The sequence below is a fragment of the Mesorhizobium sp. f-mel genome, from assembly GCF_053850215.1.
In genome coordinates this window covers 89,365-113,346 of the sequence record NZ_JBSPTO010000006.1, presented here as the reverse complement: position 1 = coordinate 113,346, position 23,982 = coordinate 89,365, and the positions used below count along the sequence as shown (strand labels likewise).

28 protein-coding genes and 1 pseudogene are annotated in these 23,982 nt (G+C 62.3%); 14 read left to right on the top strand and 15 right to left on the bottom strand.

Annotated elements, in window-relative coordinates; translation table 11 throughout:
* Window positions 1-36: 36 nt before the first annotated feature.
* Complete coding sequence (gene rpmE, locus ACWUKX_RS11000) at window positions 37-258, bottom strand: 50S ribosomal protein L31 (RefSeq protein ID WP_006327661.1); 222 nt, start codon at window positions 256-258, stop codon at window positions 37-39.
* On the opposite strand from rpmE, the gene ACWUKX_RS10995 reads away from it, so the two are divergent.
* Entirely contained in the window at window positions 241-429 is a 189-nt protein-coding gene (locus ACWUKX_RS10995) for a hypothetical protein (RefSeq protein ID WP_456006600.1), read from the top strand. The genes rpmE and ACWUKX_RS10995 overlap by 18 nt on opposite strands.
* A 32-nt stretch (window positions 430-461) precedes the next feature.
* On the top strand, window positions 462-2,264 hold the full coding sequence (locus ACWUKX_RS10990; RefSeq protein WP_456006598.1) for an ABC transporter transmembrane domain-containing protein: 1,803 nt from the start codon (window positions 462-464) through the stop codon (window positions 2,262-2,264).
* A 15-nt stretch (window positions 2,265-2,279) separates the two neighbouring features.
* Here ACWUKX_RS10990 and ACWUKX_RS10985 read toward each other — a convergent pair whose 3' ends face one another.
* The 3 genes from ACWUKX_RS10985 to ACWUKX_RS10975 form a co-directional block, all read right to left on the bottom strand.
* Window positions 2,280-3,677 carry a transglutaminase domain-containing protein gene (locus ACWUKX_RS10985; protein WP_456006596.1) on the bottom strand — a complete coding sequence of 466 codons (1,398 nt, stop codon included), beginning with the start codon at window positions 3,675-3,677 and terminating at the stop codon, window positions 2,280-2,282.
* On the bottom strand, window positions 3,674-4,183 hold the full coding sequence (locus ACWUKX_RS10980) for a DUF3857 domain-containing protein (RefSeq protein WP_456006594.1): 510 nt from the start codon (window positions 4,181-4,183) through the stop codon (window positions 3,674-3,676). The genes ACWUKX_RS10985 and ACWUKX_RS10980 overlap by 4 nt, the downstream gene beginning before the upstream one ends.
* 266 nt (window positions 4,184-4,449) lie before the next feature.
* Window positions 4,450-5,934, bottom strand: coding sequence for a carboxypeptidase M32 (locus ACWUKX_RS10975; protein ID WP_456006592.1), 1,485 nt, complete (start codon window positions 5,932-5,934; stop codon window positions 4,450-4,452).
* Window positions 5,935-6,120: 186 nt separating this feature from the next.
* On the opposite strand from ACWUKX_RS10975, the gene ACWUKX_RS10970 reads away from it, so the two are divergent.
* A complete protein-coding gene (locus ACWUKX_RS10970) occupies window positions 6,121-6,474 on the top strand; it encodes a DUF1304 domain-containing protein (protein WP_456006589.1) in 354 nt (117 codons plus the stop codon).
* 127 nt (window positions 6,475-6,601) lie between these two features.
* Here ACWUKX_RS10970 and ACWUKX_RS10965 read toward each other — a convergent pair whose 3' ends face one another.
* The 9 genes and pseudogenes from ACWUKX_RS10965 to ACWUKX_RS10925 form a co-directional block, all read right to left on the bottom strand.
* The gene (locus tag ACWUKX_RS10965) at window positions 6,602-7,000 is read right to left on the bottom strand and encodes a hypothetical protein (RefSeq protein ID WP_456006587.1); all 399 of its coding nucleotides are present in this window, start codon (window positions 6,998-7,000) and stop codon (window positions 6,602-6,604) included.
* Between the two features lie 231 nt (window positions 7,001-7,231).
* The gene (locus ACWUKX_RS10960) at window positions 7,232-8,263 is read right to left on the bottom strand and encodes a peptidoglycan -binding protein (RefSeq protein ID WP_029348904.1); all 1,032 of its coding nucleotides are present in this window, start codon (window positions 8,261-8,263) and stop codon (window positions 7,232-7,234) included.
* Between the two features lies 1 nt (window position 8,264).
* On the bottom strand, window positions 8,265-9,290 hold the full coding sequence (locus ACWUKX_RS10955; RefSeq protein WP_065011243.1) for a MotA/TolQ/ExbB proton channel family protein: 1,026 nt from the start codon (window positions 9,288-9,290) through the stop codon (window positions 8,265-8,267).
* A gap of 107 nt (window positions 9,291-9,397) precedes the next feature.
* Window positions 9,398-10,090: a PAQR family membrane homeostasis protein TrhA gene (trhA, locus tag ACWUKX_RS10950; protein ID WP_456006585.1), complete on the bottom strand. Its 693-nt coding sequence runs from the start codon at window positions 10,088-10,090 to the stop codon at window positions 9,398-9,400.
* Window positions 10,091-10,198: 108 nt separating this feature from the next.
* A complete protein-coding gene (locus tag ACWUKX_RS10945; protein ID WP_127314495.1) occupies window positions 10,199-10,999 on the bottom strand; it encodes an inositol monophosphatase family protein in 801 nt (266 codons plus the stop codon).
* A gap of 41 nt (window positions 11,000-11,040) precedes the next feature.
* The gene (gene efp / locus ACWUKX_RS10940) at window positions 11,041-11,607 is read right to left on the bottom strand and encodes an elongation factor P (RefSeq protein ID WP_456006582.1); all 567 of its coding nucleotides are present in this window, start codon (window positions 11,605-11,607) and stop codon (window positions 11,041-11,043) included.
* 173 nt (window positions 11,608-11,780) lie between these two features.
* A complete protein-coding gene (locus ACWUKX_RS10935; protein WP_245316132.1) occupies window positions 11,781-12,812 on the bottom strand; it encodes a tetratricopeptide repeat protein in 1,032 nt (343 codons plus the stop codon).
* A gap of 1 nt (window position 12,813) precedes the next feature.
* Window positions 12,814-13,461, bottom strand: coding sequence for a thiamine phosphate synthase (locus tag ACWUKX_RS10930; protein WP_029348894.1), 648 nt, complete (start codon window positions 13,459-13,461; stop codon window positions 12,814-12,816).
* Between the two features lie 134 nt (window positions 13,462-13,595).
* Window positions 13,596-13,925: pseudogene (locus tag ACWUKX_RS10925) on the bottom strand (EamA family transporter); the annotation flags it as partial.
* A 12-nt stretch (window positions 13,926-13,937) separates the two neighbouring features.
* Between ACWUKX_RS10925 and ACWUKX_RS10920 the strand changes: the two are divergent.
* Together ACWUKX_RS10920 and ACWUKX_RS10915 are read left to right on the top strand one after the other, a co-directional pair.
* Window positions 13,938-14,396 (top strand): Lrp/AsnC family transcriptional regulator, encoded by a 459-nt coding sequence (locus ACWUKX_RS10920; RefSeq protein WP_135934361.1) that lies wholly within the window; start codon window positions 13,938-13,940, stop codon window positions 14,394-14,396.
* 112 nt (window positions 14,397-14,508) lie between these two features.
* On the top strand, window positions 14,509-15,279 hold the full coding sequence (locus ACWUKX_RS10915; protein WP_456006580.1) for a sulfite exporter TauE/SafE family protein: 771 nt from the start codon (window positions 14,509-14,511) through the stop codon (window positions 15,277-15,279).
* A 61-nt stretch (window positions 15,280-15,340) separates the two neighbouring features.
* Here ACWUKX_RS10915 and ACWUKX_RS10910 read toward each other — a convergent pair whose 3' ends face one another.
* Window positions 15,341-15,892, bottom strand: coding sequence for a DUF2269 family protein (locus ACWUKX_RS10910; protein ID WP_456006578.1), 552 nt, complete (start codon window positions 15,890-15,892; stop codon window positions 15,341-15,343).
* A gap of 344 nt (window positions 15,893-16,236) precedes the next feature.
* Here ACWUKX_RS10910 and ACWUKX_RS10905 point away from each other — a divergent pair, with 344 nt between their 5' ends.
* The 8 genes from ACWUKX_RS10905 to ACWUKX_RS10870 all read left to right on the top strand — a co-directional run bounded on the left by ACWUKX_RS10905 (window position 16,237) and on the right by ACWUKX_RS10870 (window position 21,873).
* Window positions 16,237-16,641 (top strand): hypothetical protein, encoded by a 405-nt coding sequence (locus ACWUKX_RS10905; RefSeq protein ID WP_456006576.1) that lies wholly within the window; start codon window positions 16,237-16,239, stop codon window positions 16,639-16,641.
* A 364-nt stretch (window positions 16,642-17,005) separates the two neighbouring features.
* Window positions 17,006-17,536, top strand: coding sequence for a protease adaptor protein RcdA (rcdA, locus tag ACWUKX_RS10900; RefSeq protein WP_456006574.1), 531 nt, complete (start codon window positions 17,006-17,008; stop codon window positions 17,534-17,536).
* Between the two features lie 321 nt (window positions 17,537-17,857).
* A complete protein-coding gene (ruvC, locus tag ACWUKX_RS10895; protein WP_455838561.1) occupies window positions 17,858-18,367 on the top strand; it encodes a crossover junction endodeoxyribonuclease RuvC in 510 nt (169 codons plus the stop codon).
* 56 nt (window positions 18,368-18,423) lie between these two features.
* The gene (locus tag ACWUKX_RS10890) at window positions 18,424-18,693 is read left to right on the top strand and encodes an AbrB/MazE/SpoVT family DNA-binding domain-containing protein (protein WP_095517992.1); all 270 of its coding nucleotides are present in this window, start codon (window positions 18,424-18,426) and stop codon (window positions 18,691-18,693) included.
* Window positions 18,671-19,090: a type II toxin-antitoxin system VapC family toxin gene (locus tag ACWUKX_RS10885; protein ID WP_456006572.1), complete on the top strand. Its 420-nt coding sequence runs from the start codon at window positions 18,671-18,673 to the stop codon at window positions 19,088-19,090. The genes ACWUKX_RS10890 and ACWUKX_RS10885 overlap by 23 nt, the downstream gene beginning before the upstream one ends.
* Before the next feature lie 27 nt (window positions 19,091-19,117).
* The gene (gene ruvA, locus ACWUKX_RS10880) at window positions 19,118-19,738 is read left to right on the top strand and encodes a Holliday junction branch migration protein RuvA (RefSeq protein WP_456006570.1); all 621 of its coding nucleotides are present in this window, start codon (window positions 19,118-19,120) and stop codon (window positions 19,736-19,738) included.
* Window positions 19,739-19,781: 43 nt separating this feature from the next.
* Window positions 19,782-20,819: a Holliday junction branch migration DNA helicase RuvB gene (gene ruvB / locus ACWUKX_RS10875; protein WP_456006568.1), complete on the top strand. Its 1,038-nt coding sequence runs from the start codon at window positions 19,782-19,784 to the stop codon at window positions 20,817-20,819.
* A 127-nt stretch (window positions 20,820-20,946) separates the two neighbouring features.
* Complete coding sequence (locus ACWUKX_RS10870) at window positions 20,947-21,873, top strand: metallophosphoesterase (protein WP_456006566.1); 927 nt, start codon at window positions 20,947-20,949, stop codon at window positions 21,871-21,873.
* On the opposite strand, the gene ACWUKX_RS10865 is transcribed toward ACWUKX_RS10870, so the two are convergent.
* Complete coding sequence (locus ACWUKX_RS10865) at window positions 21,862-23,112, bottom strand: glycoside hydrolase family 5 protein (protein WP_456006564.1); 1,251 nt, start codon at window positions 23,110-23,112, stop codon at window positions 21,862-21,864. The genes ACWUKX_RS10870 and ACWUKX_RS10865 overlap by 12 nt on opposite strands.
* Window positions 23,113-23,245: 133 nt before the next feature.
* Between ACWUKX_RS10865 and ybgC the strand changes: the two genes are divergently transcribed.
* The gene (gene ybgC / locus ACWUKX_RS10860) at window positions 23,246-23,719 is read left to right on the top strand and encodes a tol-pal system-associated acyl-CoA thioesterase (RefSeq protein ID WP_128344220.1); all 474 of its coding nucleotides are present in this window, start codon (window positions 23,246-23,248) and stop codon (window positions 23,717-23,719) included.
* The last annotated feature ends 263 nt before the right edge of the window (window positions 23,720-23,982 follow it).

The window sequence follows — 23,982 nt, the reverse complement described above, 5'->3', positions numbered from 1 at the left end:
CGAGGGCGGGTTCTTGATCTGCGAAAAGTCTGCGGCTTAGAGGCCGAAACCTTCGAAACGCTTCTTGAACTTCGACAGGCGGCCGCCGCGGTCGAGCAGGGTCTGCTGGCCGCCGGTCCAGGCCGGATGGGTGGTCGGGTCGATGTCGAGGTTCATCGTGTCGCCCTCCTTGCCCCAGGTCGAACGGGTCATGTATTCGGTGCCGTCGGTCATGACGACCTTGATGGTGTGGTAGTCGGGATGGATGTCGGTCTTCATTGTGCTATTCCTGGTTCGCTGGCGCTGCTGACGGGCGTAAAGCCTGCGTCGATGCGCCCCTTTTTAAAACTCGAAGCCGCAGCTATTGAGGAGCCACGGCTTTTAAAAACGGTCGGCGAGCCTATACATCAGCCGGAATTGAATCACAAGGCCGCGGTAAGCGCATATTGAGGCGCATACAAAAAGAGCCAGAGGAAACGGTCATGGCGCACACCAGCGGCGATGCAGTCGAGCGTAGGCGCTCGCTCAAGCCGCTGCGGCGCCTGTTCCCCTATATCACCCGCTACCGGAAGATGGTCATTGGCGCGGTCGTCTCGCTGACCGTAGCGGCGGCGACGACGCTGGCGCTGCCGCTGGCCGTGCGGCGCATGATCGACCACGGCTTTTCAGCTTCCGATTCCAGTTTCATCGCCGAGTATTTCGCCATGCTGGTGGTGATGGCTGCCTTGCTCGCCGCGGCGTCGGCCAGCCGCTACTATTTCGTCATCACGCTGGGCGAGCGCGTCGTCGCCGACATCCGCAACGACGTGTTCCGCCATGTCACGACGCTGTCGCCATCTTTCTTTGACACGGCCCAGTCGGGCGAGATTGTGTCGCGGCTCGCCGCCGACACAACGCAGATAAAATCTGCGGTCGGTGCCACCGCTTCGGTGGCGCTGCGCAATGTCATCCTGGGGCTCGGCGCCGTGGCGATGATGGTCTTCACCAGCCCGAAACTGTCGGGCCTCGTCATTGCCGCTATCCCGGTGATCGTGCTGCCGCTGGTCGCCTTCGGCCGCTCGGTGCGGCGCAAATCGCGGCTGGCGCAGGACACGCTGGCCGACGCGACGGCCTATGCCAGCGAGCAGATCGGCGCGGTGCGCACGCTGCAGGCCTTCACCAACGAGAAACTGGTCACCGGGAATTTTTCATCTGCCGTGGAAGCCGCGTTCGAGGCGGCGCGATCTTCGATCTTTGCCCGATCTTTCCTCACCTTCTTCGCCATCTTCATGATCTTTTCCTCGGTGGTGGCGGTGCTGTGGTTCGGATCGCGCGACGTGCTTGGCGGCACGCTGTCGCCGGGCACGCTCGGCCAATTCCTGCTCTATTCGGTGTTCGCCGCCGGCGCCCTCGGTGCGCTGTCGGAAGTGTGGGGCGAGCTTGCCCAGGCGGCGGGTGCTGCCGAACGGCTGACCGAGATCCTGGCCGAGAAGCCCGCGATCCAAGCCCCCGCGCATCCGAAACTGCTGCCGGCGACGGCCAGAGGCGCAATAAGTTTCGACGACGTATCCTTCTCCTATCCGGCTGGGCCCGACCGCGCCGCCGTCCACGGTCTGAGTTTCCAGGTCAAGCCCGGCGAGACGGTGGCGATCGTCGGCCCGTCGGGCGCCGGCAAGAGCACCGTCTTTTCGCTGCTTCTGCGCTTCTATGACCCCGAGATCGGCAAGATCATGATCGACGGCGTTAATGTGCGCGAGGCCGATCCCGTCGCCATACGAGAGCGCATCGCCATCGTGCCGCAGGATGTCACCATCTTCGCGGCCAGCGCGCGTGACAATATCGGCTTCGGCCGTCCGGACGCCAGCCAGGCCGAGATCGAGGCGGCGGCCAAGGATGCGCTTGCCGACGAGTTCATCCTGAAGCTCGAGAAAGGCTATGACAGCGAGGTCGGCGAGCGCGGCGTGACCCTGTCGGGCGGCCAGCGCCAGCGCGTGGCGATTGCCCGCGCGATTCTGCGGGATGCGCCGATCCTTCTGCTCGACGAGGCGACCTCGGCTCTCGACGCCGAAAGCGAGACGCTGGTGCAGACGGCGCTGGAGCGGCTGATGCAGGGCCGCACCACCATCGTTATCGCCCACCGGCTGGCGACGGTTCTGAAGGCCGACCGGATCCTCGTCATGGATGGCGGCTGCATCGTCGAGGAAGGCACCCATCAAAGCCTCGTTGCCAAGGGCGGTATTTATGCGCGGCTGGCCAAGCTGCAGTTCGAAACCGGGTCGAATGCTTTCAGAGGTGCCGCGGAGTAGATCCTTCCACTGGCGTCAGTTCGCTTCGGCGTCCGAATAGGCGAAATTGTAGTTCCAAGCCGAGTTGTCGTTGATCTTCTTGAGGGATTTCAAATAAGGGCCGATACTCTTGGCGGGAATCTGGTCATTGAGAGTCTTGAGAAACCAGTCGACCTGAAATTCGGTGGAGGTGCTCGTCCAACGAGCCTTGAATGCAACGTAGGGCGTAATCACGTCGTCATTGTCCTCGGGGCCTACGAAGTGGGCCTTCAAATTTCTGACGGTGCACCGGTGTCGTCGAAAGATCGGGCTGCCAAGCCAGATGGGCGCGCTCCTTTCGAGGAGGTCGGGCTCCGGCAAATATCTGATGCCGACATCCGATTTCAGAGCAAAGTCCTTGGAGAGGTTATCGGCATCGAGATCGCCTGCCGACAGATCGTAGGATTCGGTTACCGAAACCAGATTCTTGTCGCGGCTGTCGTTCGTCACCAGCGGCCCCAGGCTTTTCATTCCGGGATACTGGCGATTGTAATATTTGAGATAGTCGTCCGCGATCCTTGCCGCCGATTGCGAGACAAGCTTATAGCGCATGCTATCGGCATCTGCGCCCCAATAGGTCGTGGTGACGGTCAGTTTGAGCGGCTCGCCTTTGCGTTTGGGGAAATCGAATACCTCATTCACAAAGGTGGTCGGCTGGTAGAGCTCCTTTCGTTCTATCTTTTCCATTTCCGCCTTGTCGGCGACAATGGGCAGAGCAAAGCCGTAGTCGGGCGGTATAAGATTATCTGCCCTGCCTCCCTGCAGATAGTTGGTCGCGTCTATCCAGTAGGTCTGGCTGTCGATGGCGACCTTCACGATAACATGGTCAAACGCGCGTATCGTCGGGAGTATCGTGGCGAGAGCAAGCCCTTCGTCAAGATCGGTGAGAGCCACGTCCGCGTGGATTCCCAGTCGCCGCAGGCTGGAGGCGAGAAGCAGCGCCTTGTCCTTGCAATCTCCGAAGCCGCTTGCCACCACGGTCGTCGGGCTGCGCGGGATATAGGAACCACGGCCCATGGACAGGCTGACATAGCGGATGTTGTCCTGGACCAAGCGCATCGCCTCGATCATCCTGTCTTCTGGCGCATCGTATTTCGCGGCAATGGCATCGAGCTTCGCTGCGAAATCTGCCGGCAGTTCCTGGTCGAGGCGATAATACGGAAGAACCGTGTCGACGATATCTTGCCATTTAGAGGTCGAAGAGATTTCGATGGATGGGTATGTGAGAAAGTCCGGCGGCAGATATTCCTGCGATTTCACCGGCGTCGGGTTGGCGCTTTGCCAAAGATAGGTCGTCGTTTCTCCGGTAGACTGGACATCCGGGCGTATGTCCGTCCTGACCTGTCGGACGTTCAGGGGCTGCACCGTTGGCCACGTCACTCTTTTGCGGATCAAAGCGATTGGTTCGTCCCAGGCCACGGCAAAGGAATGGAAAAGAAGATCCGTGCCGATGATCGGAGTTCTGCCGTGGTCTTGCCATAATCGACGATGTCTCCGACCCGGACATCGTTGAGGTTCAGGTAAGCGGTAAGCCAACCATCGAAGAGGCCCTTCTCCGCATCCCTCTCGCGCCGAAACACGTCGAAATCAGCATCGGAAAGGTGCTTGATCACCACGCCGTCACGAATGATGTCGATCCAGTTCACGGTGACCTCGGACGTCGCAGGATCGAATTCAAAACTTATGCTGGCGCCGCGTTCCAGGCCGGTGCGGTCGACGATCTTGTAGGCATAGCGGTCGAAGACCTCCAACCCGCCCGGGCGCTTCCGGATCTGATAATCCGACAGCAAGTTGGATATGCCGTTCTTGATCTGGCTGTCGAATTGCGGATCGGCCTTGGGAAGCGCGACTGGCTCGATCCAGTCGCCAACGCTGCCCTTGTGCACGGTTGTACCGGCCATGGCCGGCCAGCAGACCGTGCAAATGACAAGCAATACGGTGAGTCTTGCCAATATAGTAAGTCTTGCGGCCACTGTTGTCGCCGCCTGAAAGTGCCTTGCCCGCCCCATGCCCTGCACGTCCCCAGATACAGTCGAATGCCACTAGTGATAGAAAAGTAAATTGCGTCCTGCAAGGCAGGGTGGCTCGGCTAGGACCGAGAATGGTGAATCATCTTCGAGAACCCCAATGATCGGTCAGGTGGGATGGATGGTAGGAGGGTGCCGTCCTATGCGCCGTAGCGCTTCTTCAGGTGATCGGTGAAATGCGCGGCGTTGAGTTTCTCGCTGGTGGCGCGTTCCAGCAGGTCGGGCGTCGACCAGCGCGAACCTTGCGACCAGATCTTTTCACGGCGCCAGTCGTTGATCGCCGCGAAATTTCCCGTGGCGAGGTCTTCGTCGGCCGAAGGATGGTCTCTGGTCAGCGCCGCCCATTGCTGCGCCGCCATCATGGCGCCCAGCGTATAGGACGGGAAATAGCCGAAGGCGGCACCCGGCCAGTGCACGTCCTGCATCGGCCCGTCGGCCGGGTTGTCGATGGTCGACAGGCCGAGATAGTCGCGCATCTTGGCGTCCCAAGCCTCGGGCAGGTCGGCGGCCTCCAGCCGCCCCGAGACAAGCTCCTGCTCCAGCTCGTAGCGCAGGATGACGTGCAGCGGATATGTGACCTCGTCGGCGTCGACGCGGATCAGCCCGCGCTCGACCCTATGAACATGCGGCAGGATGTCGTCGATCGACCAGGTCTCGCCCAGGTGCCGTTCGACCACCGGCAGCGCCCAGCGCCAGAATTCCGGGTTGCGGCCGATCTGCTTTTCGACGAACAGGCTCTGGCTTTCATGCACGGCCATGCCGCGCGCTTTGCCAAGCGGCCAGTGCGCCCATGCCTTCGGCAGGTTCTGTTCGTAAAGCGCATGGCCGGTCTCGTGCAGCACTCCCATCAGTGCCGACAGGAAGTCGGAGGTCTTGTAGCGTGTGGTGATGCGCACGTCGCTCGGCACGCCGCCACAGAACGGATGATGCGAAACCGAAAGCGAGCCGTGGGTGAGGTCGAAGCCGACCGCCGCCATCATGGCGAGGCCAAGCTCGCGCTGCTTTTCGATCGCGTAGCTGCCCGAAAGCGGCTTCAGAGGGTTTTTCGCCAGCCGCTCTTCCTGCACGGTCAGTGCCTCCGGTACGAAATCCCTAAGGAAGGTCTTCAGCTCGGCGAAGACCGGCGTGATGTCGGCGGCGCGGTTGCCGGGATCGTACTGCTCCATCAGCGCGTCGTAGGGATCGAGGCCGAGCACGTCGGCGCGAAGTTCTGCTTCCTCGCGCACTAGCGCCACGACGCCTTCGAGCGCCGGCAAAAATCCTGCCCAGTCGTTTTTCGCCCGCAGGTCGCGCCAGAGCTGCTCGGAGCGCATGCGCGCGGTCGTTTGGCGCTCGACGAATTCAACCGGCAGGCAGGTCAGGTTGGTATACTGCCGCCGGAACTCCTTGACCGCTGCCTGCTGTTCTTCGTTCAGCGTTTCCTGCTCGGCCGCAGCGATCCAGTCGGCGATCTCCGGCGCGGTCGCTCTGGCGTGATGCATGCCGGCCAGCGCCGACATCGCCTCGGCGCGCTTTTCGCCGCCGCCCACGGCCATATGGGTCGCCTCGTCGGCGCCGAGAATGGCGAGCGCATGCTCCAGCGCTTCGAGCTTGTGACCGAGGTCGTCGAGTTTTTGAAAGGACATGGTGGGTTCCGCCTAATTTGAACGGCGGGAAAAGATACCAATGCGCGGGCATTGGCAACCCTGAAGGCCGTCGGCGAAGGGCGCATTGGTTGCTAGCTCGATGCACGCCGCAATGCGTCTTGCGGGAGCGGTGGCGTGCGTGATCAATATCGCAAGGCGGCGCCGTGCCGCGACGGGAGATGAAGCATGATCGCCAACGTGCTGGTCGGGTTGGTGGCGCTGATCCACCTCTACATCGTCTATCTGGAGCTGGTGCTGTGGAATACGCCGCGCGGCCACAAGGCGTTCAGGCTGACGCCGGAATTCGCCAGCGTATCGAAAGTGCTTGCGGCCAACCAGGGGCTTTACAACGGCTTTCTCGCAGCCGGGCTGATCTGGGGGCTTTACCTCGGCGAGGCCGGTTTCCAGATCAAGGTGTTTTTCCTGCTCTGCGTCGCCATCGCCGGCCTCTACGGCGCGGCGACGGTCGATAGGAAAATCCTCTACATCCAGACTCTACCGGCAGTGCTGGCGCTGATCGTACTTTGGCTGGGCGCATGACCCCGAAAAATCGGAATCAATTTTCGGAGCACGGACCTGCTGCGCGGGCCTTCGGTGCGGAACGGATCTTGCGCAAGAATCAAAGGATCATGCGCAAGATCGAACTGCGACGCTGTAATGGAGGGTTTCAGCCGTTTGGATATTTTGGGCCGTAGCCGTTCGGGTAATATCCGCCATCGCCGCCGCTGCCGATGAGGAAGGCGCTGCCGGTGGCAGCCCGCAGCTTCTGACTCACATGATCGAGCTGCGCCAGCAACTGCTGATATTGCGTGGTCGGCATCGTCCCATCTCGCGCGGCCCTCTGGGCGGCCCGATCAAGGTGAGCGACCTGCGTGCGCAAGTCACGCGCCTCGTCCGGCTTGATCCTGTTGGCCTGCATCGCGGCCCGTATACCGGTATCCACGCTCTCTATCTGGTTTATCAAAGCTGTCTCACGCGGGCCGGCGTAGGCGCCAGCAAACGGAACGGTGACGAGAAGTGCGGCGAGCGTTGCAGTCCTGAGGGTTTTGGGAGTGAAAGAGCGCATGGTTGCGTCTCCTTTAACCGGGGAAGGCGGCGGTTAGGACGCCGCCTTCCGGCCTTGGGCCGTCCGGTTCCGTCGCGTCGCGGTGGACGGTTCCACCGCCGGCGGTTCTCAGCCCCGTGACACAACCTAGGAGCGGTTCTCGGCAAAGTGTAATTAAAAAAAGATAATCTTTTCAGGCCTTGCTAGCCCGCACTGGCGCCCTAAATGCGGCCGCAGCTGGAGCCGGGGCGATCAGCGCTCGGTCAGTTTCAGCTCGATGCGGCGGTTCTTGTTACGCGCGTCTTCGGTGTCGGCGGGGTCGAGCGGCTGGAATTCGCCGAAGCCAGCCGCAACCAGCCGGTTGGCCGGCACGCCGTTTTCGATCAGGAACTTCACCACCGAAGTCGAGCGCGCCGTCGACAATTCCCAATTGTCGCGGTAGCGGCCGGTGCCCGATAGCGGCTTGTCATCGGTGTGGCCGTCGACGCGCAGCACCCAGTTGATCTCCGGCGGGATCTCCTTCTGCAGGTCGATAATGGCGTCGGCGAGCTTCTTCATCTCGTCCTTGCCGGCATCGTTGATCACTTCGGAGCCTGTCGGGAAAAGCACTTCCGACTGGAAGACGAAGCGGTCGCCGACGATGCGGATGTTCTCGCGATCGGCGAGGATCTCGCGCAAGCGCCCGAAGAAGTCGGACCGATAGCGGTTCAGTTCCTGCACCCGTTGCGCCAGCGCGACGTTCAGGCGGCGGCCGAGATCGGCGATCTTGGTGTTGGACTCGCGGTCGCGCGTTTCGGATACGTTGAGCGCTTCTTCGAGCGCTCCGATCTGCCTGCGCAGCGCCGCGATCTGCTGGTTGAGGATTTCGACCTGGCTCAGCGCCTGCTGGCTGATCTGGCGCTGGTTGTCGAGTTCACCAGAAAGCGCCGTGGCGCGCTGGTTGGCCGCGTCGCCGGCACCGGCGCCTTGCGCCAGCAATTGCTCGAGCCGGCTCTTTTCCGCCTCCGACGCCGACAGCGACGCCTGCAAATTGGCGAGCGAATCTTCCTTGTCCTGCGTCGTCGAGCGCTCCAGCGCCAGAAGCTGGGTCAGTTCGTTTATCTGCAAGTTGAGACGGTTGAGTACTGTGTCCTTGCCGGAGATTTCGCGGCCGAGCAGGAACTGCGCCAGCACGAAGACCGTGAGCAGGAACATGATCGCCAGCAGCAACGTCGACAGGGCGTCGACGAAGCCTGGCCAGTAATCGATACGGCGATCGGTACGCCGGCTCCTGGCGAGAGCCATGCTAATGGACTCCGGTTTTCTTCAGGGCGTCGGCGATCTTCTCCAGCGTATTGCGCATAGCCTTCTGCTCGTCCGACTGGGCCTCGACCCAGTCGCGCATGATCTGCTGCTCCGAGCGCATGTTCTTGACCAGGCCCGAAATGCCGTCGGCAAGGTTGGCCATGGCGGTGGCGACACGCGGATTGGCGCCGCCGCCGCTTTCCTGCATGCTGCGCAGTCTTTCCGACAGGACGCGGATCTCGTCGGAGGACTCGGCCTTTGGCGGTTCGGCGACGACGATATCGGACGACAGGTCGGTGACCGAGGACAGCCAGTTTTCGAGCTCGGTGTAGAAGCGTGTCTGGGCGCGGCCAGCCTGCAGGTCGAGGAAGCCGAGCACCAGGGAACCGGACAGGCCAAACAGCGACGACGAGAAGGCGGTGCCCATGCCGGCGAGCGGCGCGGAAAGCCCCTGCTTCAGCGATTCGAGCACGGCGGCGGCATCGCCGGAGCCGGGATCGAGCGAGTCAATAGTTTCGCGGATCGAGCCGATCGTGTTGAGCAGGCCCCAGAAGGTGCCGAGCAGGCCAAGGAACACCAGCAGCCCGACAAGATAGCGCGAGGTGTCGCGGCTTTCGTCGAGGCGGGTGGCGATCGAATCGAGCATGGTGCGCATCGAGCTGGTCGAGAAGGCGATCGTCGACGAGCGGCCGATCATCGCCTTCATCGGCGCCAGCAGCACCGGTTCGGTGGTTTCGGAGCCGGCCCGAAATGAGTTGACCCAGCGCACTTCGCGAAACAGCCGGCCGACCTGCACGAAGGCCAGCAGGATGCCGACCGCAAGCACGCCGATGATCAGGCCGTTGAGACCGGGATTGGTGGCAAAGGCGTTCGAGATCTGACGGGTCAGGATGGCGGCGATGAAGGCGACGATCATCAGGAAGATGACCATGGTCAGCAGAAAAACCTGCGGGCTCGACAATTTGTGCGGGTCGTACATCAGGACGTCGGAGCGTCTGCCCACGCCGAAGGATTTGAGAAAAGCCATCCGTGCCCCGTTTCCGATGCCGTCAATTCACGTTTGACGGCGACTCTAAACGCAATTGTGACCAAATTGAATGGCGCTTGGCAATATTGCCGGCCGGACCATCGGCGTCAGAGTCGGTTGATGACCAGGCAGTCGACCATGGCGGCAAGATGCAGGCCGGCGCCGGTGACGACAAAGCCGTGCCACAGCGCATTGTGGAAGCGCAGGCCCTTCCAGGCGAAGAAGATGACGCCGCAGGAATAGACGATGCCGCCGGCAACAATCAGCGCGATCGATGTCGTCGGCAATGTCTGGACCAGCGGCTCGACAAGAACGATGCCGCTCCAGCCGATCGCGAGATAGAAGACGATCGCCAGCCGGTCGAAGCGGCCGGGAAGAAGCACTTTGATGGCGATGCCGATCGCTGCCGCGAGCCAGACCAGGACGATCATCGAGATGGCCAGCGGCGAGCCGTCGAGCTGGGCGAGGAAAGGCGTGTAGGTCGCGGCGATCAGCAGATAGATCGCGGCATGATCGAAGCGCCGCAATATCCACTTGGCCGGCGACGACACCGGCCACAGGTTATAGGCCAGCGACACCGACAGCACGGTGAGCAGCGAAACCACGTAGAAAGCGGCGGCGATATATTCGCCCGGACCGGCATGGAAGGAGGCCAGCGCCAGCAGCGCCGAGCCGGCGGCAATGGCGAGCACGATGCCCACCGCATGGACGATGCCGTCGGCGATCATTTCGGCGCGCGAATAATGCCAGCGTCCCATGAAGGGGATTTCGATCCGGGATTCGGTGCCGATATGCGTCATGAATGATCCTGCATCCCCTTATCTGGGCGGATCCCGGACAGTATTTCAAGCTTTGGTTGCGATTTTGCGACTGCGGCGGTTCAGCGCGCCAAGTCTGCTAGCTAGAGCTTAGCGCGGCGTCACCGGCTTCCTGACGGTTTTCAGCAGCGCGCGCTGGATGATCTCGTTGCCGGCGACGATCGAGCCGCCATCCAGCATGTTCTGCCCGCCGGCGAAGTCGGAGATGAAGCCGCCCGCCTCGCGGATCAGCAGGATGCCGGCGGCGACGTCCCAGGCCGACAGGCCGGTTTCCCAGAACCCGTCCATGCGGCCGGCAGCGACGTAGGCGAGATCGAGCGAGGCAGAGCCGAGGCGGCGCACGCCCGAGACTTCGGCCATCACGTTGCGCAGCTCGACCAGGAAATTGCCATGCTGGCCGCGCCCGAGATGCGGCACGCCGCAGCCGATCACCGTGTCGATCAGCTTGGTGCGGCCGGCGACCCGCAACCGGCGGTCGTTCATAAAGGCGCCGCCGCCGCGCTCGGCAGTGTAGAGTTCGTCCATCGCCGGATTATAGACGACGCCGGCGACGATCTGGCCCTGACGCTCCAGCGCGATCGAGATGGCGAAGAGCGGAATGCCGTGCAGGAAATTGGTGGTGCCGTCGAGCGGATCGACGATCCAGCGGTGCTGGCCGTCGTCGCCTTCGATCAGGCCGCGCTCCTCCATCAGGAAGGCGTAGCCCGGCCGCGCCTTCGACAGCTCGGTGAAAAGGATGTCTTCGGCCTTGCGGTCGGCCTGGCTGACATAGTCGCCCGGCCCCTTCATCGAGACCTGCAGGTTCTGGACTTCGCCGAAATCGCGCGACAGCGAGCGGCCGGCCTTCATCGCAGCCTGGACCATTACATTGAGGATCGCGGAACGCGCCATTGTACTTTTTCCTGCTGCGCTTCTTCCTGCTGCCGGGCGCTTTAGTCGGCGCGGCGCACGTAAGTGATTTCGTTGGTGTCGACGATGATACGTTCGCCCGACCCGATGAACGGCGGCACCAGCACGCGGATGCCGTTCTCCAGCATCGCCGGCTTATAGGATGAGGCGGCCGTCTGACCCTTCACCACCGGATCGGCCTCGGTGATGGTCAGCGTCACCTGGTCGGGCAGTGAAATGCCGATCGGCCTTTCATCATAGAGCTGGACCGTCACCATCATGCCGTCCTGCAGGAAGGCGGCGCGATCGCCGACGAAATCCTTTTGCAGTTCAAGCTGCTCGAAGCTTTCGGTGTCCATGAACACCAGCGCTTCGCCCTGCTCATAGAGGTAGGAGAAATCCTTCATCTCCAGCCGGATCTGTTCGACGGTTTCGGCGGAGCGGAAACGCTCATTAAGCTTGGTGCCGTTTATCAGGTTCTTCAGCTCGACTTGGTTATAGGCGCCGCCCTTGCCGGGCTTGACAGTGTTGGTCCTGACCGCCACCCATAGGCCGCCATCATGTTCGATGACGTTGCCGGGACGGATTTCGTTGCCATTGATCTTGGCCATGATGATGTGATCCGGAATGAGATATTCGCGATGAAAGCGATTTGGCGCCTCCAAGACCACAAATCGCCAGGAGAGGCAAGGGAGTGGACAAGGGAGCGGGCAGGAGGGGGAGTAAGGGCGGAGCCATCCCCTCGTCAGCATTCGCTGCCAGATAATTCACCGTCCGCGACGCTCTACGGCAGGCGGTTGGCCATCTGCAGCGCCTGCTTCGTCTGGTCGTCGGTCAGGCCCCGCAGAAAATCGTCCATCTGCGGATCGATGAGCCCGGCGCGACGGGCGACGACGTACCAGGCGCCGGCAAGGATCGGATCCGGATCGGTGCCGATGCCGCCCATGTAAAGCTTGGCGAGGCGGTTCTGGGCGGCGACATTCCCGCCCTCGGCGGCCTGTTTCATCCAGCCGAAGCCGGACTTCAGGTCGCGGGCGCCACCACGTCCCTCGATCATCCAGGCGGCGAGATCGATCTGCGCCGTATCGTAGTTCTGCCGTGCTGCCTGCGCCAGCAGCCCTCGCGCCTGGACCTCGTCGCGCGGCTTGCCGCCGACGCCATTGGCATAGACCTGCGCCATCGCATATTGCGCGTCGGCAAGGCCGGTCGCGGCGGCGCGCTGATAATAGGACACCGCCTTTGCGATGCCGGCATCGCCGGGGTCCTGCTGGACCAGCAGCTGCGCGAAATTGAACTGCGCCAGACGGTTGCCGGCCTCGGCGGCGGCCTGCATCAGCGCGTAGGCCCCTTTCTCGTCCTTTTTGACGTAGCGGCCGTCGAGCAGCATCAGCGCATACTGGAACTGCGATTCTGGTATGCCCTGCTCGGCGGCAAGCGCGTACCACTTTGCCGCCTCCGCAGCGTTGACCGGCACGCCAAGACCGCGCGACAATATCTCCGCGATCAATGTCTGCGCCGCCGGGTCGCCGTTCTGGGCGCGAACCAAAGCGAGGTTGTAGGCCGTCTTGTAAAGGCCGCGCTGGAAGGCGCCATAGGCAGAATCCGACGGCTTTGCGCCGAAGCGGTCGGGATTGATGGCGTCGGCCGACGGCAGCGGGGCGGTGGTGGCAGGCTGCGGCAGCGGCGTGGCGATCGGCTTGTCCGTGCTTGCACCGATGTCGGGCTTGGGTTGCGGCAACGGGGCGGTTTCCGCCACGGCGGCCTGCACTGTGAGCGCCGCAAGCAAAGCACCGAAAAGGATTGTCCACGCCGGCACGTCAGTCCTCGAAACGCGGCGCGGTTTCGTCGAGCAGCGCATTGGCGCTGGCGACTGCCATCTTCGGGTCGACGCCGTCGGCAAAGACGGCGCTGGACAGCGCCACGAATTCGGCGCCGGTGGTAGCTACCGCTTCGACCGAGGCGAGGTCGGACCCGGCCATGACGATGCAAGGGATCTGGATCACATCCGCCCACCATTGCCCCAGCGACAGGTTGCGCGGGTGCGGCTCCGGCTTGTTGTCGTAGCCGAAGCGGCCGAAGAAGATGTAGTCGGGCCTGAGCTCGCCGAGTTCCAGCGCATCGTCGCGTGTCTTGGCGCCGCCGGTGCCGACCATCATTTTTGCCTGAAAACGGTCGATCGTCTCGGCGAGTTCGGCCTTGCCGACCTCGACATGGATGCCATCTGCCTGGACGCGGCCGGCGATGCGGGTGTCGCCGGCAATGACGACGGCAACGCCTGCCGCTTGCGCCGCCGGCACGATCTGTTCGGCGAAAGCCTGGAAGGAGGCCTCGTCCATGCCGTTCTCGGGCAGGATCAGCGAGGCGACGTCGCCGCCCTCGAACGCCGCGCCGATGCGCTCAGCCGGCACGCCGGGCGGCGCGATCAGCACGATGCGGCAGCGATTTGGAGGCGTTGCGTCGTTCATTGGTTTTCGATCCCGGTTTTCGCCTATGCCGGGCGAAGATGGTTGCATTGCGGCATAGAGGAAAGTGCCGGCCTTGAACAGGCGGGCGGGGCAGGATCATTGGCGCATGATTGTCGTCCAGCGACGTTCTTCGCTCACTTGATCGCCTGGGTGCTCTCGGATGGGATCTCCGATTTCCACAGTGTCCAGCCAAGATTCATGCCGGCGGCAGCGACCAGGATGGCGGCGGCGCCGACGATCTGGGCCGGATGCAGCCGGTGGCCGAAGGCGAGGACATCGACCAGGATCGCGACCACAGGGTAGATAAAGGACAGCGACCCCTGCAGATGCGTCGGCAGTTTCTGAATGGCGCCGTACATTAGGATGTACATCAGACCGGTATGGACGACGCCAAGCGTCGTCAGCATGCTCCAGCTCCACGCATCGGCGGGAAGGTGGGAAAGGTTGGCGAAGGGCGCCAGCATTGGGAATGTCAAATGCTGGACGATCTGGACCGACGCCTTCTCGAAATCCTGATCAAGGATTCGCGAACCTCGTTGAAGGAACTGGCCCAGCAGGTAGGACTGTCGTCGCCGAGCGTGGCGGAACGGCTGCGTCGGCTGGAGGATCGTGGCGTTATCAGGGCTTTCACCGTCGAGATCGACCCGCAAGCGCTCGGCTACTCGCTGCAGGCGATTGTTCGCATCCGGCCCTTGCCGGGCAAGCTGCATATCGTCCAGAAGCTGATCGAGGAGATCCCGGAGTTTGGCGAATGCGACAAGGTGACGGGCGACGACTGCTTTGTTGCCCGGCTGTTCGTGCGCTCGATAGGCGATCTCGACAAGCTTCTCGACCGTATCGCCGACAAAGCCGAAACGAGCACAGCCATCATCAAGGCGCAGCCGATCCGGAGGCGCCCACCGCCGCTTGCCGCGACCGCCATCTCAAAACCGTAACAGGCCTCAGCACTCACGACGCATCGCATTGTGTGCACATTTGCGGTCGCGGCGCGAAAGTTTATCGGCTATTCCAGCGTCTATACGCTTTCCCTCCAACTGCTCCCCGCCGATGTCAGGTCTTCTGCTCGATCCGTGGTTCTATGCCGCCGCCATTCCAGCCGTCATCCTGGTCGGTCTGTCCAAGGGCGGCTTTGGCGGTGCGGTCGGCTTCGTCGGCGTGCCGCTGATGGCGCTGGCCATGCCGCCGGTGCAGGCGGCTGCCATCCTGCTGCCTATACTGTGCCTGATGGACATCGTCTCGGTGTGGACATGGCGGGGTGTCTACGACCGCAAGATGCTTACAGACATGATGCCGGGGGCGGTGATCGGCATCGGTCTCGGCTGGCTGACCGCGGCGCTGGTGACAGCGGAAATGGTGCGGCTGATCGTCGGCGCGGTGGCCATTATCTTCGTGCTCCGCTGGGTCTATCTACAGATGCGGCACGGTGCAAGCCACTCAGCCGAGCCCAATCGCGCGGCTGCCGCCTTCTGGGGGACGGTCGCCGGCTTCACAAGCTTCGTCGCCCATGTCGGCGGCCCGCCCTTTCAGGTCTATGCGCTACCGATCCGGCTCGATCCGAAAGTGCTGTCTGGCACCGCGGCAATCTTCTTTGCCGCCACCAACGCGTTGAAGCTCATCCCCTACTTTGCGCTGGGACAGTTCGACACCACCAACCTGACCGCATCGGCGGTCCTGGTACCACTGGCGCCGCTCTCGACCATCGCCGGCGCCTGGCTGGTGCGGCGGATGCGGCCGGAACTGTTCTATCCCTTCACCTACGCGACCGTGGCGGTGGTCGCGGTCAAGCTTCTGTGGGACGGGATTTCAGGCCTTCTGTAGATCGCGGCAGCTCTGTCAAAGCTGACAGCGGCTAAGCCGCAGTCAGCTTTGACGTCAGATTTCAGGCGGCGCTCGGCATCAACCTGCGCGTTCCGCCGAGGGCAAGAGCAATTCCGGTGGTCAGGACCAGCGCCATGCAGCCCAGGATGGTGACATCGTTCAGTGTCGGCTTCAGCACCATGTCGGCGATGATCACCAGCATCACCGAATAGTCGAAGCGCGCTGCGCTGAGAATGTGCTGGCCCTGGGCGAGGGCCGCCGGTGTCACGCCGTCCTTAGCGATCATTCCCGCCATGCCGTCGGCGGTCGGCTTGAAGATGAACATGCCGATGCAGAAGGTCGTCGCATACCCGGCAAGGCCGATCAGTATCCACAGGTCGGAGAAGCCGACCCAGAACCAGCACATGATCAGCCCGAAGGCGAGCGTCAGCATCGACATCGGCGCGAAGAACCTGTTGCCCAGTTCGCCGGTGGCGCGCATCGCCTGCAGCATGCCTTCGATGTTCCCGGCGCGGTCGGCGCGTACGGCAAGCACCATCAGCGTGAAGCCGCCGCCGACCCAGAGGATCGCCGAGACGACGTGCAGGAATTTGACGATCGAGTACCAATCCATGGTTCCCTCCTTGGATGTTATTGATGATTTTGAGCGGCGCACATTTGCTCCGTCTCGCCGCGAGGAGGGGGCGTTTAGCGCGGCGCCTGTTTCGGAACGATGTCGCGTGGGAGGCGACTTTGTTTCGGCGTCCTATGAAACAAGCCGGAAGGGAACCGTTCACGATTTGCGCAAGCGCATCGCGCCGTTTCCTGCTATTCTGACGGCGCTGGGAAAGGTCGGGCCATGCGGCATCGTCCCGAAACATGCCGATGCTAATGCGCCGATGCCGGGGACCCGGCGGCGGGTCAACCGCCTGAACTCAACCCATTCCCATGACGGGAAAAGGCACTTCGGGGGATACTATGCAAAAGGTAGCACGAAATTTCTTCACGCTAGCCGTCATCTACGCACTGCTCGGAATGGCGCTCGGCCTTCAGATGGCGATCAGCAAAGACCATGCGCAGATGCCGACTCACGCCCACATCATGGTGGCCGGATGGCTGATGTCGGCGGTGTTTGCCTTCTTCTACCATCTGTTTCCGGCAGTCGCGGAAAAGAGGCTTGCCACCGTCCATTTCTGGTTGACGGCAATCAGTGGCACCGGCCTGTTGATCGGCCTTTACATCATGCTTGGCGGCAACCCGGCGATCGAGCCGCTGGTGGCAACGTCCTCGATGGGCTTTTATGCGGGCTTGCTGCTGTTCGCCTACATCGCGCTGCCCGTGGTGTGGAAAGTCGAGCGGCTTCCTGAAGCCCAAAAGGCCTGAGTATTGTGCTGTTACGGCACAGGCGGGCGGCGCTCGATCAAAAAATATCCGTGCCGTTAAGGCTTCATTAAGCTTTACAGGCGTTTACTATGTACATCCAGTGATCTGGATTCTTACCGAGTGGTTGGAGCCACTTTGTTTGACGCCTCCCTGTTAAACTCCTGAGAGCCGCCTTACCCGCGGCTCTTTTTTTGCCCGCGATCCTGATTGCCCGGGGGGCTGCGCCGCCGTTAACCGTTTGTTAAACATGTGCTTGCCTTCACCCGCCCCGAAGCGCATTTTCAAGTCTCGGTCATATAGGGTGCAGGACGTGACGGCGATGACGCCGAATCGACCGGCTGTAAGGCAAGTGCAGGGCGTATCGATGAACGACTCTTCGAAGGGAAGCGCGAAAACCATCAAGCTGGCGGAGCGCCGGGTTTTCTCCCAATCCTTCAAGCCGCTCTATCAGGAAGGCATGGGCCTGGTCGAGCAGGCGGCCGAATATCTGGACGGCAAGGGCCGGGCCGAGGCGAAGAAACTGTCCAGGCTGGCGGCGACGCTCTATGCGGCCGAATCGATGCGGCTGACCACGAGGCTGATGCAGGTCGCCTCCTGGCTGCTTTTGCAGCGTGCGGCGAATTCCGGCGAGATGACCCGCGATCAGGTTGCTTCCGAAAAATCCAAGGTGCGTCTCGACACCGCTTCCGCCAACAACGATGCCGCAGGCTGGGTCGAACTGCCCAAGGATTTTCTTGACCTCGTCAACCGCTCGCTGCGCCTGCAGGCGCTGGTGCGTCGCATGGACGAGGAAATCTACGGCGGCGCCGTGGCCGAGGTGTCGCCATCCGGCCATCGCGTCAATCCGGTTTCCGACCAGATCACGCTGCTGAACACGGCTTTCGCCCGCGGCTGACAGGCTGCTTGATAATTCTACTCCGACGGACACCCGGCGCCGTTTTCTGCGCTTACCTACAGCGCCGCGCGTCCTCTTGGACGCGCGGCGCTGTAGCACTTTGATTTTTGCGCATGATCCTTTCCGAAAATCGGTTCCGATTTTCGGGGTCATGCGCGGGCTCACGGACCCAAATGTCCGCTCCGATTCGGTTCTCGAAAACCACGCCATCTGCCTCGTCAGAGCAAATTCTCAAACAGCCTATGGGACGCTGTGGGAGCCCTGTTTCTGGTTTGTTCACATTTCGCTGGCATCGCTGTCCACCAAGGGTAGACTTGGCGAATGGGGGAAGCGATTCGCATCATCGGCATCGATCCGGGGCTGAGGCGTACCGGCTGGGGCATCGTCGAGAGCCTCGGCAATTCGCTGCGCTTCGTCGCCTCCGGCACCGTGCGTTCCGACGACAAGGCGGCGCTGGCGAGGCGCCTTTGCCAGTTGCATGATGGGCTCGCCGAAATCCTGCATGCCGCCATGCCGCACGAGGCGGCGGTCGAGCAGACTTTCGTCAACAAGGATGCGGCAGCGACGCTGAAGCTTGGCCAGGCGCGCGGCATCGCCATGCTGGTGCCGGCGCTGGCCGGCCTGGTCGTTGCCGAATATGCGCCAAACGCCGTCAAGAAGGCGGTGATCGGCGTCGGTCACGGCGACAAGAAGCAGATCCACATGATGGTCAAGGTGCTGATGCCGAAGGCGACTTTCGACACCGACGATGCCGCCGACGCCCTGGCCATTGCCATCTGCCACGCGCATCACCGGCAGAGCGTTGCCTACAGGATGGCGCTGGCCGGATAAGTTTGTTCTTGACCTGTTCTCGGTTCGGCAATAAGTAATACCAACGAGGTATTACCATGCGCGTGACAAGCAAAGGCCAAGTGACGATCCCGAAGGAGATACGGGATCATTTGGGGATTGGGCCGGGCTCCGAGGTGGAGTTCGTGCCCACAGACGACGGCGCTCGTGTTGTTGCGGTCAACGAAAACATTTCCGAAGAAGAGGCCTCTCGCAAATTCAGCCAGCTGCTCGATCATATGGCCGGCACGTTGGACTTGGGAGGCATGACAACCGACGAGTATATGGAGTGGCTGAGGGGTCCACGTGAAGATCTCGACATTGATTGACACAAATGTCCTGATCGATGTTTGGGGTCCTGCCGGACAGGAGACGAAGTGGTCGGCGTCAGCGATCACAGCATGCCGGCGCGACGGTACACTCGTCATCAATACAATCGTCTGGTCCGAACTCGCGCCGCTGATAGCGAGCGAGCCGGCACTCCGTAAAGCAGCCGAAACGCTTAAGATGGATCGCGAACTCTTGCCATGGGAAGCGGCATTCCTCGCCGGTGTAACGCATTCCCGCTATCGCCGCGCAGGCGGGGTCCGCGAACGAACCCTGCCGGATTTCTTTATCGGAGCCCATGCGGTTGTCGCTGGGCATCGTCTGCTGACGCGCGATGCCGCGCGCTACCGCAGCTACTTCCCGGACCTCGACATCATATCTCCCGAAACCTATCCATGAGGGCCTTGTATACATGAGAGCCTTGACATGATCGGCAAGCTCAAAGGCACGCTGGACGAGATCGACGAGGATTTCTGCATCATCGACGTGCACGGCGTCGGCTATCTCGCCCACTGCTCGGCGCGCACGCTTGCCGCTTTGCCGGCACCCGGCGAGGCGGTGGTGCTGTTCATCGAGACCTATGTACGCGAGGATATGCTGCGGCTCTACGGATTCCAGTCGGTGCTGGAGCGCGAATGGTTCCGGCTGTTGATGAGCAATGTACAGGGCGTCGGTGCCAAGGTGGCGCTGGCTATTCTGTCGACGCTGGCGCCGGCCGATCTCGCCAATGCTATCGCGCTGCGTGATATTGCCATGGTCAGCCGCGCGCCGGGCGTCGGCAAGAAGGTGGCCGAGCGGATCGTCACCGAACTGAAGAACAAGGCGCCAGCCTATGCGGGCACTGCCTCCGGCACCATCGGCCTGAAGCAGGAACTCGGCGAAGGCGTCGCACCGGCGCCGATCACCGACGCCGTCTCGGCGCTGGTCAATCTCGGCTATTCGCGCGACATCGCCGCCAATGCGGTGGCGGCTGCGCTGAAAAGCGCCGGCGAGGATGCGGATGCATCGAAGCTGATCCGCTTCGGGCTGAAGGAACTGGCACGGTGAGACTGTGCTTGTCCCGGTCCCTACCCTGTGCAAGGAAAGCGGCATGAGCCTTTCGCCACGCCTCATCGCTCCCGATAAGCGCGGCGAAGATGCCGAGCAAACCTTGCGGCCGCAGACGCTCGGCGATTTTGTCGGCCAGGCGGCGGTGCGGGCCAATCTCAAAGTGTTCATCGAGGCCGCCAAGGGCCGCAACGAGGCGCTCGACCATGTGCTGTTCGTCGGGCCGCCCGGCCTCGGCAAGACAACGCTGGCGCAGATCATGGCGCGCGAGCTCGGCGTCAATTTCCGCTCGACCTCCGGCCCGGTCATCGCCAAGGCCGGCGATCTCGCAGCACTGCTCACCAATCTCGAAGACCGCGACGTGCTGTTCATCGACGAGATCCACCGGCTCAACCCCGCGGTCGAGGAAATTCTCTATCCGGCGATGGAGGATTTCCAGCTCGACCTGATCATCGGCGAAGGGCCGGCGGCGCGCTCGGTCAAGATCGACCTAGCCCGTTTCACCCTCGTCGCCGCCACCACCCGGCTCGGTCTTCTGACCAATCCGCTGCGCGACCGCTTCGGCATCCCGGTCCGTCTCAATTTCTACTCCGTCGAGGAACTGGAGCAGATCGTGCGGCGCGGCGCCCGCATTCTTGGCATGCCGCTCGGCGACGACGGCGCGCTGGAGATCGCGCGACGCGCGCGTGGCACGCCGCGCATCGCCGGACGGCTGTTACGCCGCGTGCGCGATTTTGCCTCCGTCGCCGGCGACGGTCATGTCGACCGGCAGATCGCCGACGAAGCGCTGACGCGGCTGGAGGTCGATGCGCTCGGCCTCGACGCGCTCGACCGCCGCTACCTCTCGATGACCGCGCGGAATTTTGGCGGCGGGCCGGTGGGCATCGAGACGATCGCGGCAGGGCTTTCCGAGCCGCGCGACGCCATCGAGGACATCATCGAGCCCTATCTGATCCAGCAGGGATTCATCCAGCGCACGCCGCGCGGCCGCGTGCTGACCGCCAATGCCTGGCGGCATCTCGGCCTCGATGCGCCGAAGGACTTGGCGCAGCAGCAGATCAGCCTGTTCCAGGAAGAGTAGCGTCCGCGCGGCGTTGCGGCTTCATTCCTGCGCAAAATCTCCTAATCCTGGTCAGCTTGCCGGCGCATTTGCGGGCTCTAACGCTTCGCTGTGGGACCGTCCGTCCCACGAACGACGGAGCTGAGCGATGATCACCAGACGTGGCTTCCTGCGCCTCATCGGCGGCTCGTTCTTATCGGCCGTGTCGCTCAGCGCTTATGCGGTTGGCCTTGAGCCGATGTTGTTGACGCATGTAAAGCGCTATTCATTGACGCCGCCAAACTGGCCTGCGGGATTGCGGCTTCGCGTCGTCGCTCTCGCCGATATCCATGCTTGCCGGCCATGGATGACGCCGGAGCGGATTAGGTCGCTTTCCGAACGGGCGAACAGCCTGCAGCCGGATCTGATTGTCCTGCTTGGCGACTATGCAGCCGGCACACGCCTGGTTTCGGACTGGGTGGGTTCCTCCGAATGGGCGCCGGCCTTGTCAGGACTGAAGGCGCCGCTCGGCGTGTGGTCAATCCTTGGCAATCACGACTGGTGGGAGGACTTTTCTGCGCAGAAAGCCGGGTTCGGCCCGACGGTGGCGCGCAGGGCGCTCGAAAGTGCCGGCATCCCGGTCCTGGAAAACGATGCGGTGCGCCTGGAAAAAGACGGGCATGGCTTCTGGGTCGCCGGACTTGCGGACCAACTTGCGCTGCGGCCGGGCAAGGCCTGGGGCCGCAGCAGATTCAAAGGACTGGACGACCTGCATGGCACGCTGGCAAAGGTGCGCGACAAGGCTCCTGTTATCCTGCTGGCGCATGAGCCGGACATATTCCCGAAGGTCCCGTCACGGGTATCGTTGACGCTTTCCGGTCATACCCATGGCGGACAGGTGCGGTTGCTCGGCTATTCTCCAGTCGTGCCATCCCGCTTCGGCAACCGTTTTGCCTATGGCCATGTCGTGGAGGAGAACCGTAACCTGATCGTCTCCGGAGGGCTCGGTTTCAGCATCCTGCCGGTGCGTTTTGGGATGCGCCCAGAGATTCTTTCGATCGAACTGGATTCAGCCTGGACCGCTTCAATGAAGTGACTTGATCGCGTCCATCACATCCGGCTCGGCCTTGTCGCCATCAAACGCCTCGACGATGCCGAAGGCGCCGCCATAGCTCCAGACCGACCACGAGAAGCCATGGGCTTCTGCGCGCGCGATCATATCCCTTATATAAGCGGCGCGGTATTCGGCCGGCATCACTTGGGCATTGCCGTATTCCTGGCGGATCATGCCGAATTCGCCCAGCGTGATGTTCTCCGGTCTGATGCCGTTGGCCTTTGCCCAGGCCTCGACCCTGGTGAACGGTGCATTCATCGTCTCGAGCAGCTTCTCATCTGTGTCCATGCTGGCGACCTGCTCGTCGAGATAGGCAAGCAAGCCGCTCTGCCGCGCCCATGGCGCCTCGGCCTTGATCCTTGCGCGGATCGTATCGAGCGCTGCCTCCAGCTGGGCGCGCGGGACGGCGCTGAGCGGATAGGGCAGGCCAGTCACATAGGGGATGAAATCGCCGGCCCAGGTCGCGCCCTGATGGGTCAGCAGGAACGGGTCGTAGGTGTGAAAGGTCCAGATGATATTGTCGTCCGGGATCGCCTTCGGATCGATCTTTGCCAGCGATGCCGCATTGGAATAGCAGGCGCCGGTCAGGATCAGGGTGAGCTTCGTGGCCGACGAACGCGCCGCCGCGAACAGTCTCTGCTGGCGCTCCGGCCAGAGGCCGGTGCCGTCGGCGTCGCAGTCGACGACCGGCTCGTTCATCGGCTCGAAGGCGACTTGGCGCGGATCCTCATCGGCCAGCGTGCGCGCCATCCTGCGTACCATTTCGACATAGGATTCGAAGGTTTTCGGGTCGCCCATCACCTCGCCCATGCCGATCTTGCGGCTGCTGCCGCTGGGGATCAGATGCATGTCGACGATCACTTTCAGTCCGGCGCGATTGACCATGCGCACCGAGTCCAGCACGCTGGCATAGAGCCCGTCGCGCAGCGCTAACGTCTCGCCGGACAGAAATGGCGACGGATCGACCGGCATGCGCAGGAAATCGAAGCCAGCGCTCTTCAGCGCCTTGAGGTCATCGTCATTGAGGAACTTGCGCCATTCCGGATAGGGCATTATCGCCTGCCGGTCGCTCCATTTTTCCTCGCCCGGCCAGGTCGTCCATTGGTCGAGATTGAGGCCGCGCTTCATCGAAAAGCTCGCCGCCTGGCCCGGCAGCACCAGCGCGGCCAGAACAAACAGCGCCGCCATCAAGGTCTTGATCATCGCCGTCAACAGTGCCATCGGGTTCTTGCGCCAAGCTAATGCGTGTCGCCCAAAACTGTGTAGCGGTTTTGGGACAACGACGCGCACGGAAACAACCACCTAAAGCGCGTCGCGCTTTAGGTGCCCGGTCAGGCCCGAAAAGGAAAGCGCAATGGATGATCATGGTGAATCGGCGGCGCTCTGCGGCGGGCTTTCCGGCGCGCTGACGGAATTCGGCCACCGGCTGATGGCACGGGTCTATTATGCCGACACCGATTTCTCCGGCGTGGTCTATCACGCGCGCTATCTCGAATTCTTCGAGCGTGGTCGTTCCGACTATCTCAGGCTTGCCGGAGTCCATCACACCGAGCTCGCCGAGGGCAAGCACGGCGAAAAAACAATCTGGGTGGTACGGCGCATGGAGATCGACTTCCGCGGATCTGCCCGCATGGACGACATCCTGACCATCGAGACGCGCACGGAGGACATTTCGGGCGCCCGCATCTTCATGGCGCAGCAGCTGAAGCGCGGCGGCGAGGTACTGGTCGAGGCGCGGGTCGAGGCGGCGATCATCGGCGAGAGCGGCCGGCCAAGACGTTTTCCGAAGGAATGGATCGCAACCTTCATGCCCAAGACAAATCGGTAGCTCAAATCGGTAGGTTACTTACGCCGGTGATCCGCTGACGATGCCTCGCGGCTCGCTCAAGGCGCGGCAATGCGCCGCGCTGTACGTCCTAACCCATCCTTAACCATAACGGTTCATGAAGAGAGTGGTGAAGATTGGAGGAATCCAGCGCCTTCCTTTCACCAACATTTGCCCCGAAAAGGCCGTCAACGGTGCATTTTGGGGTTATTCCGCAAGCGTTGCGCGAACCGACCACAAGGGATGCCCATGGGCCAGCCGCCAGC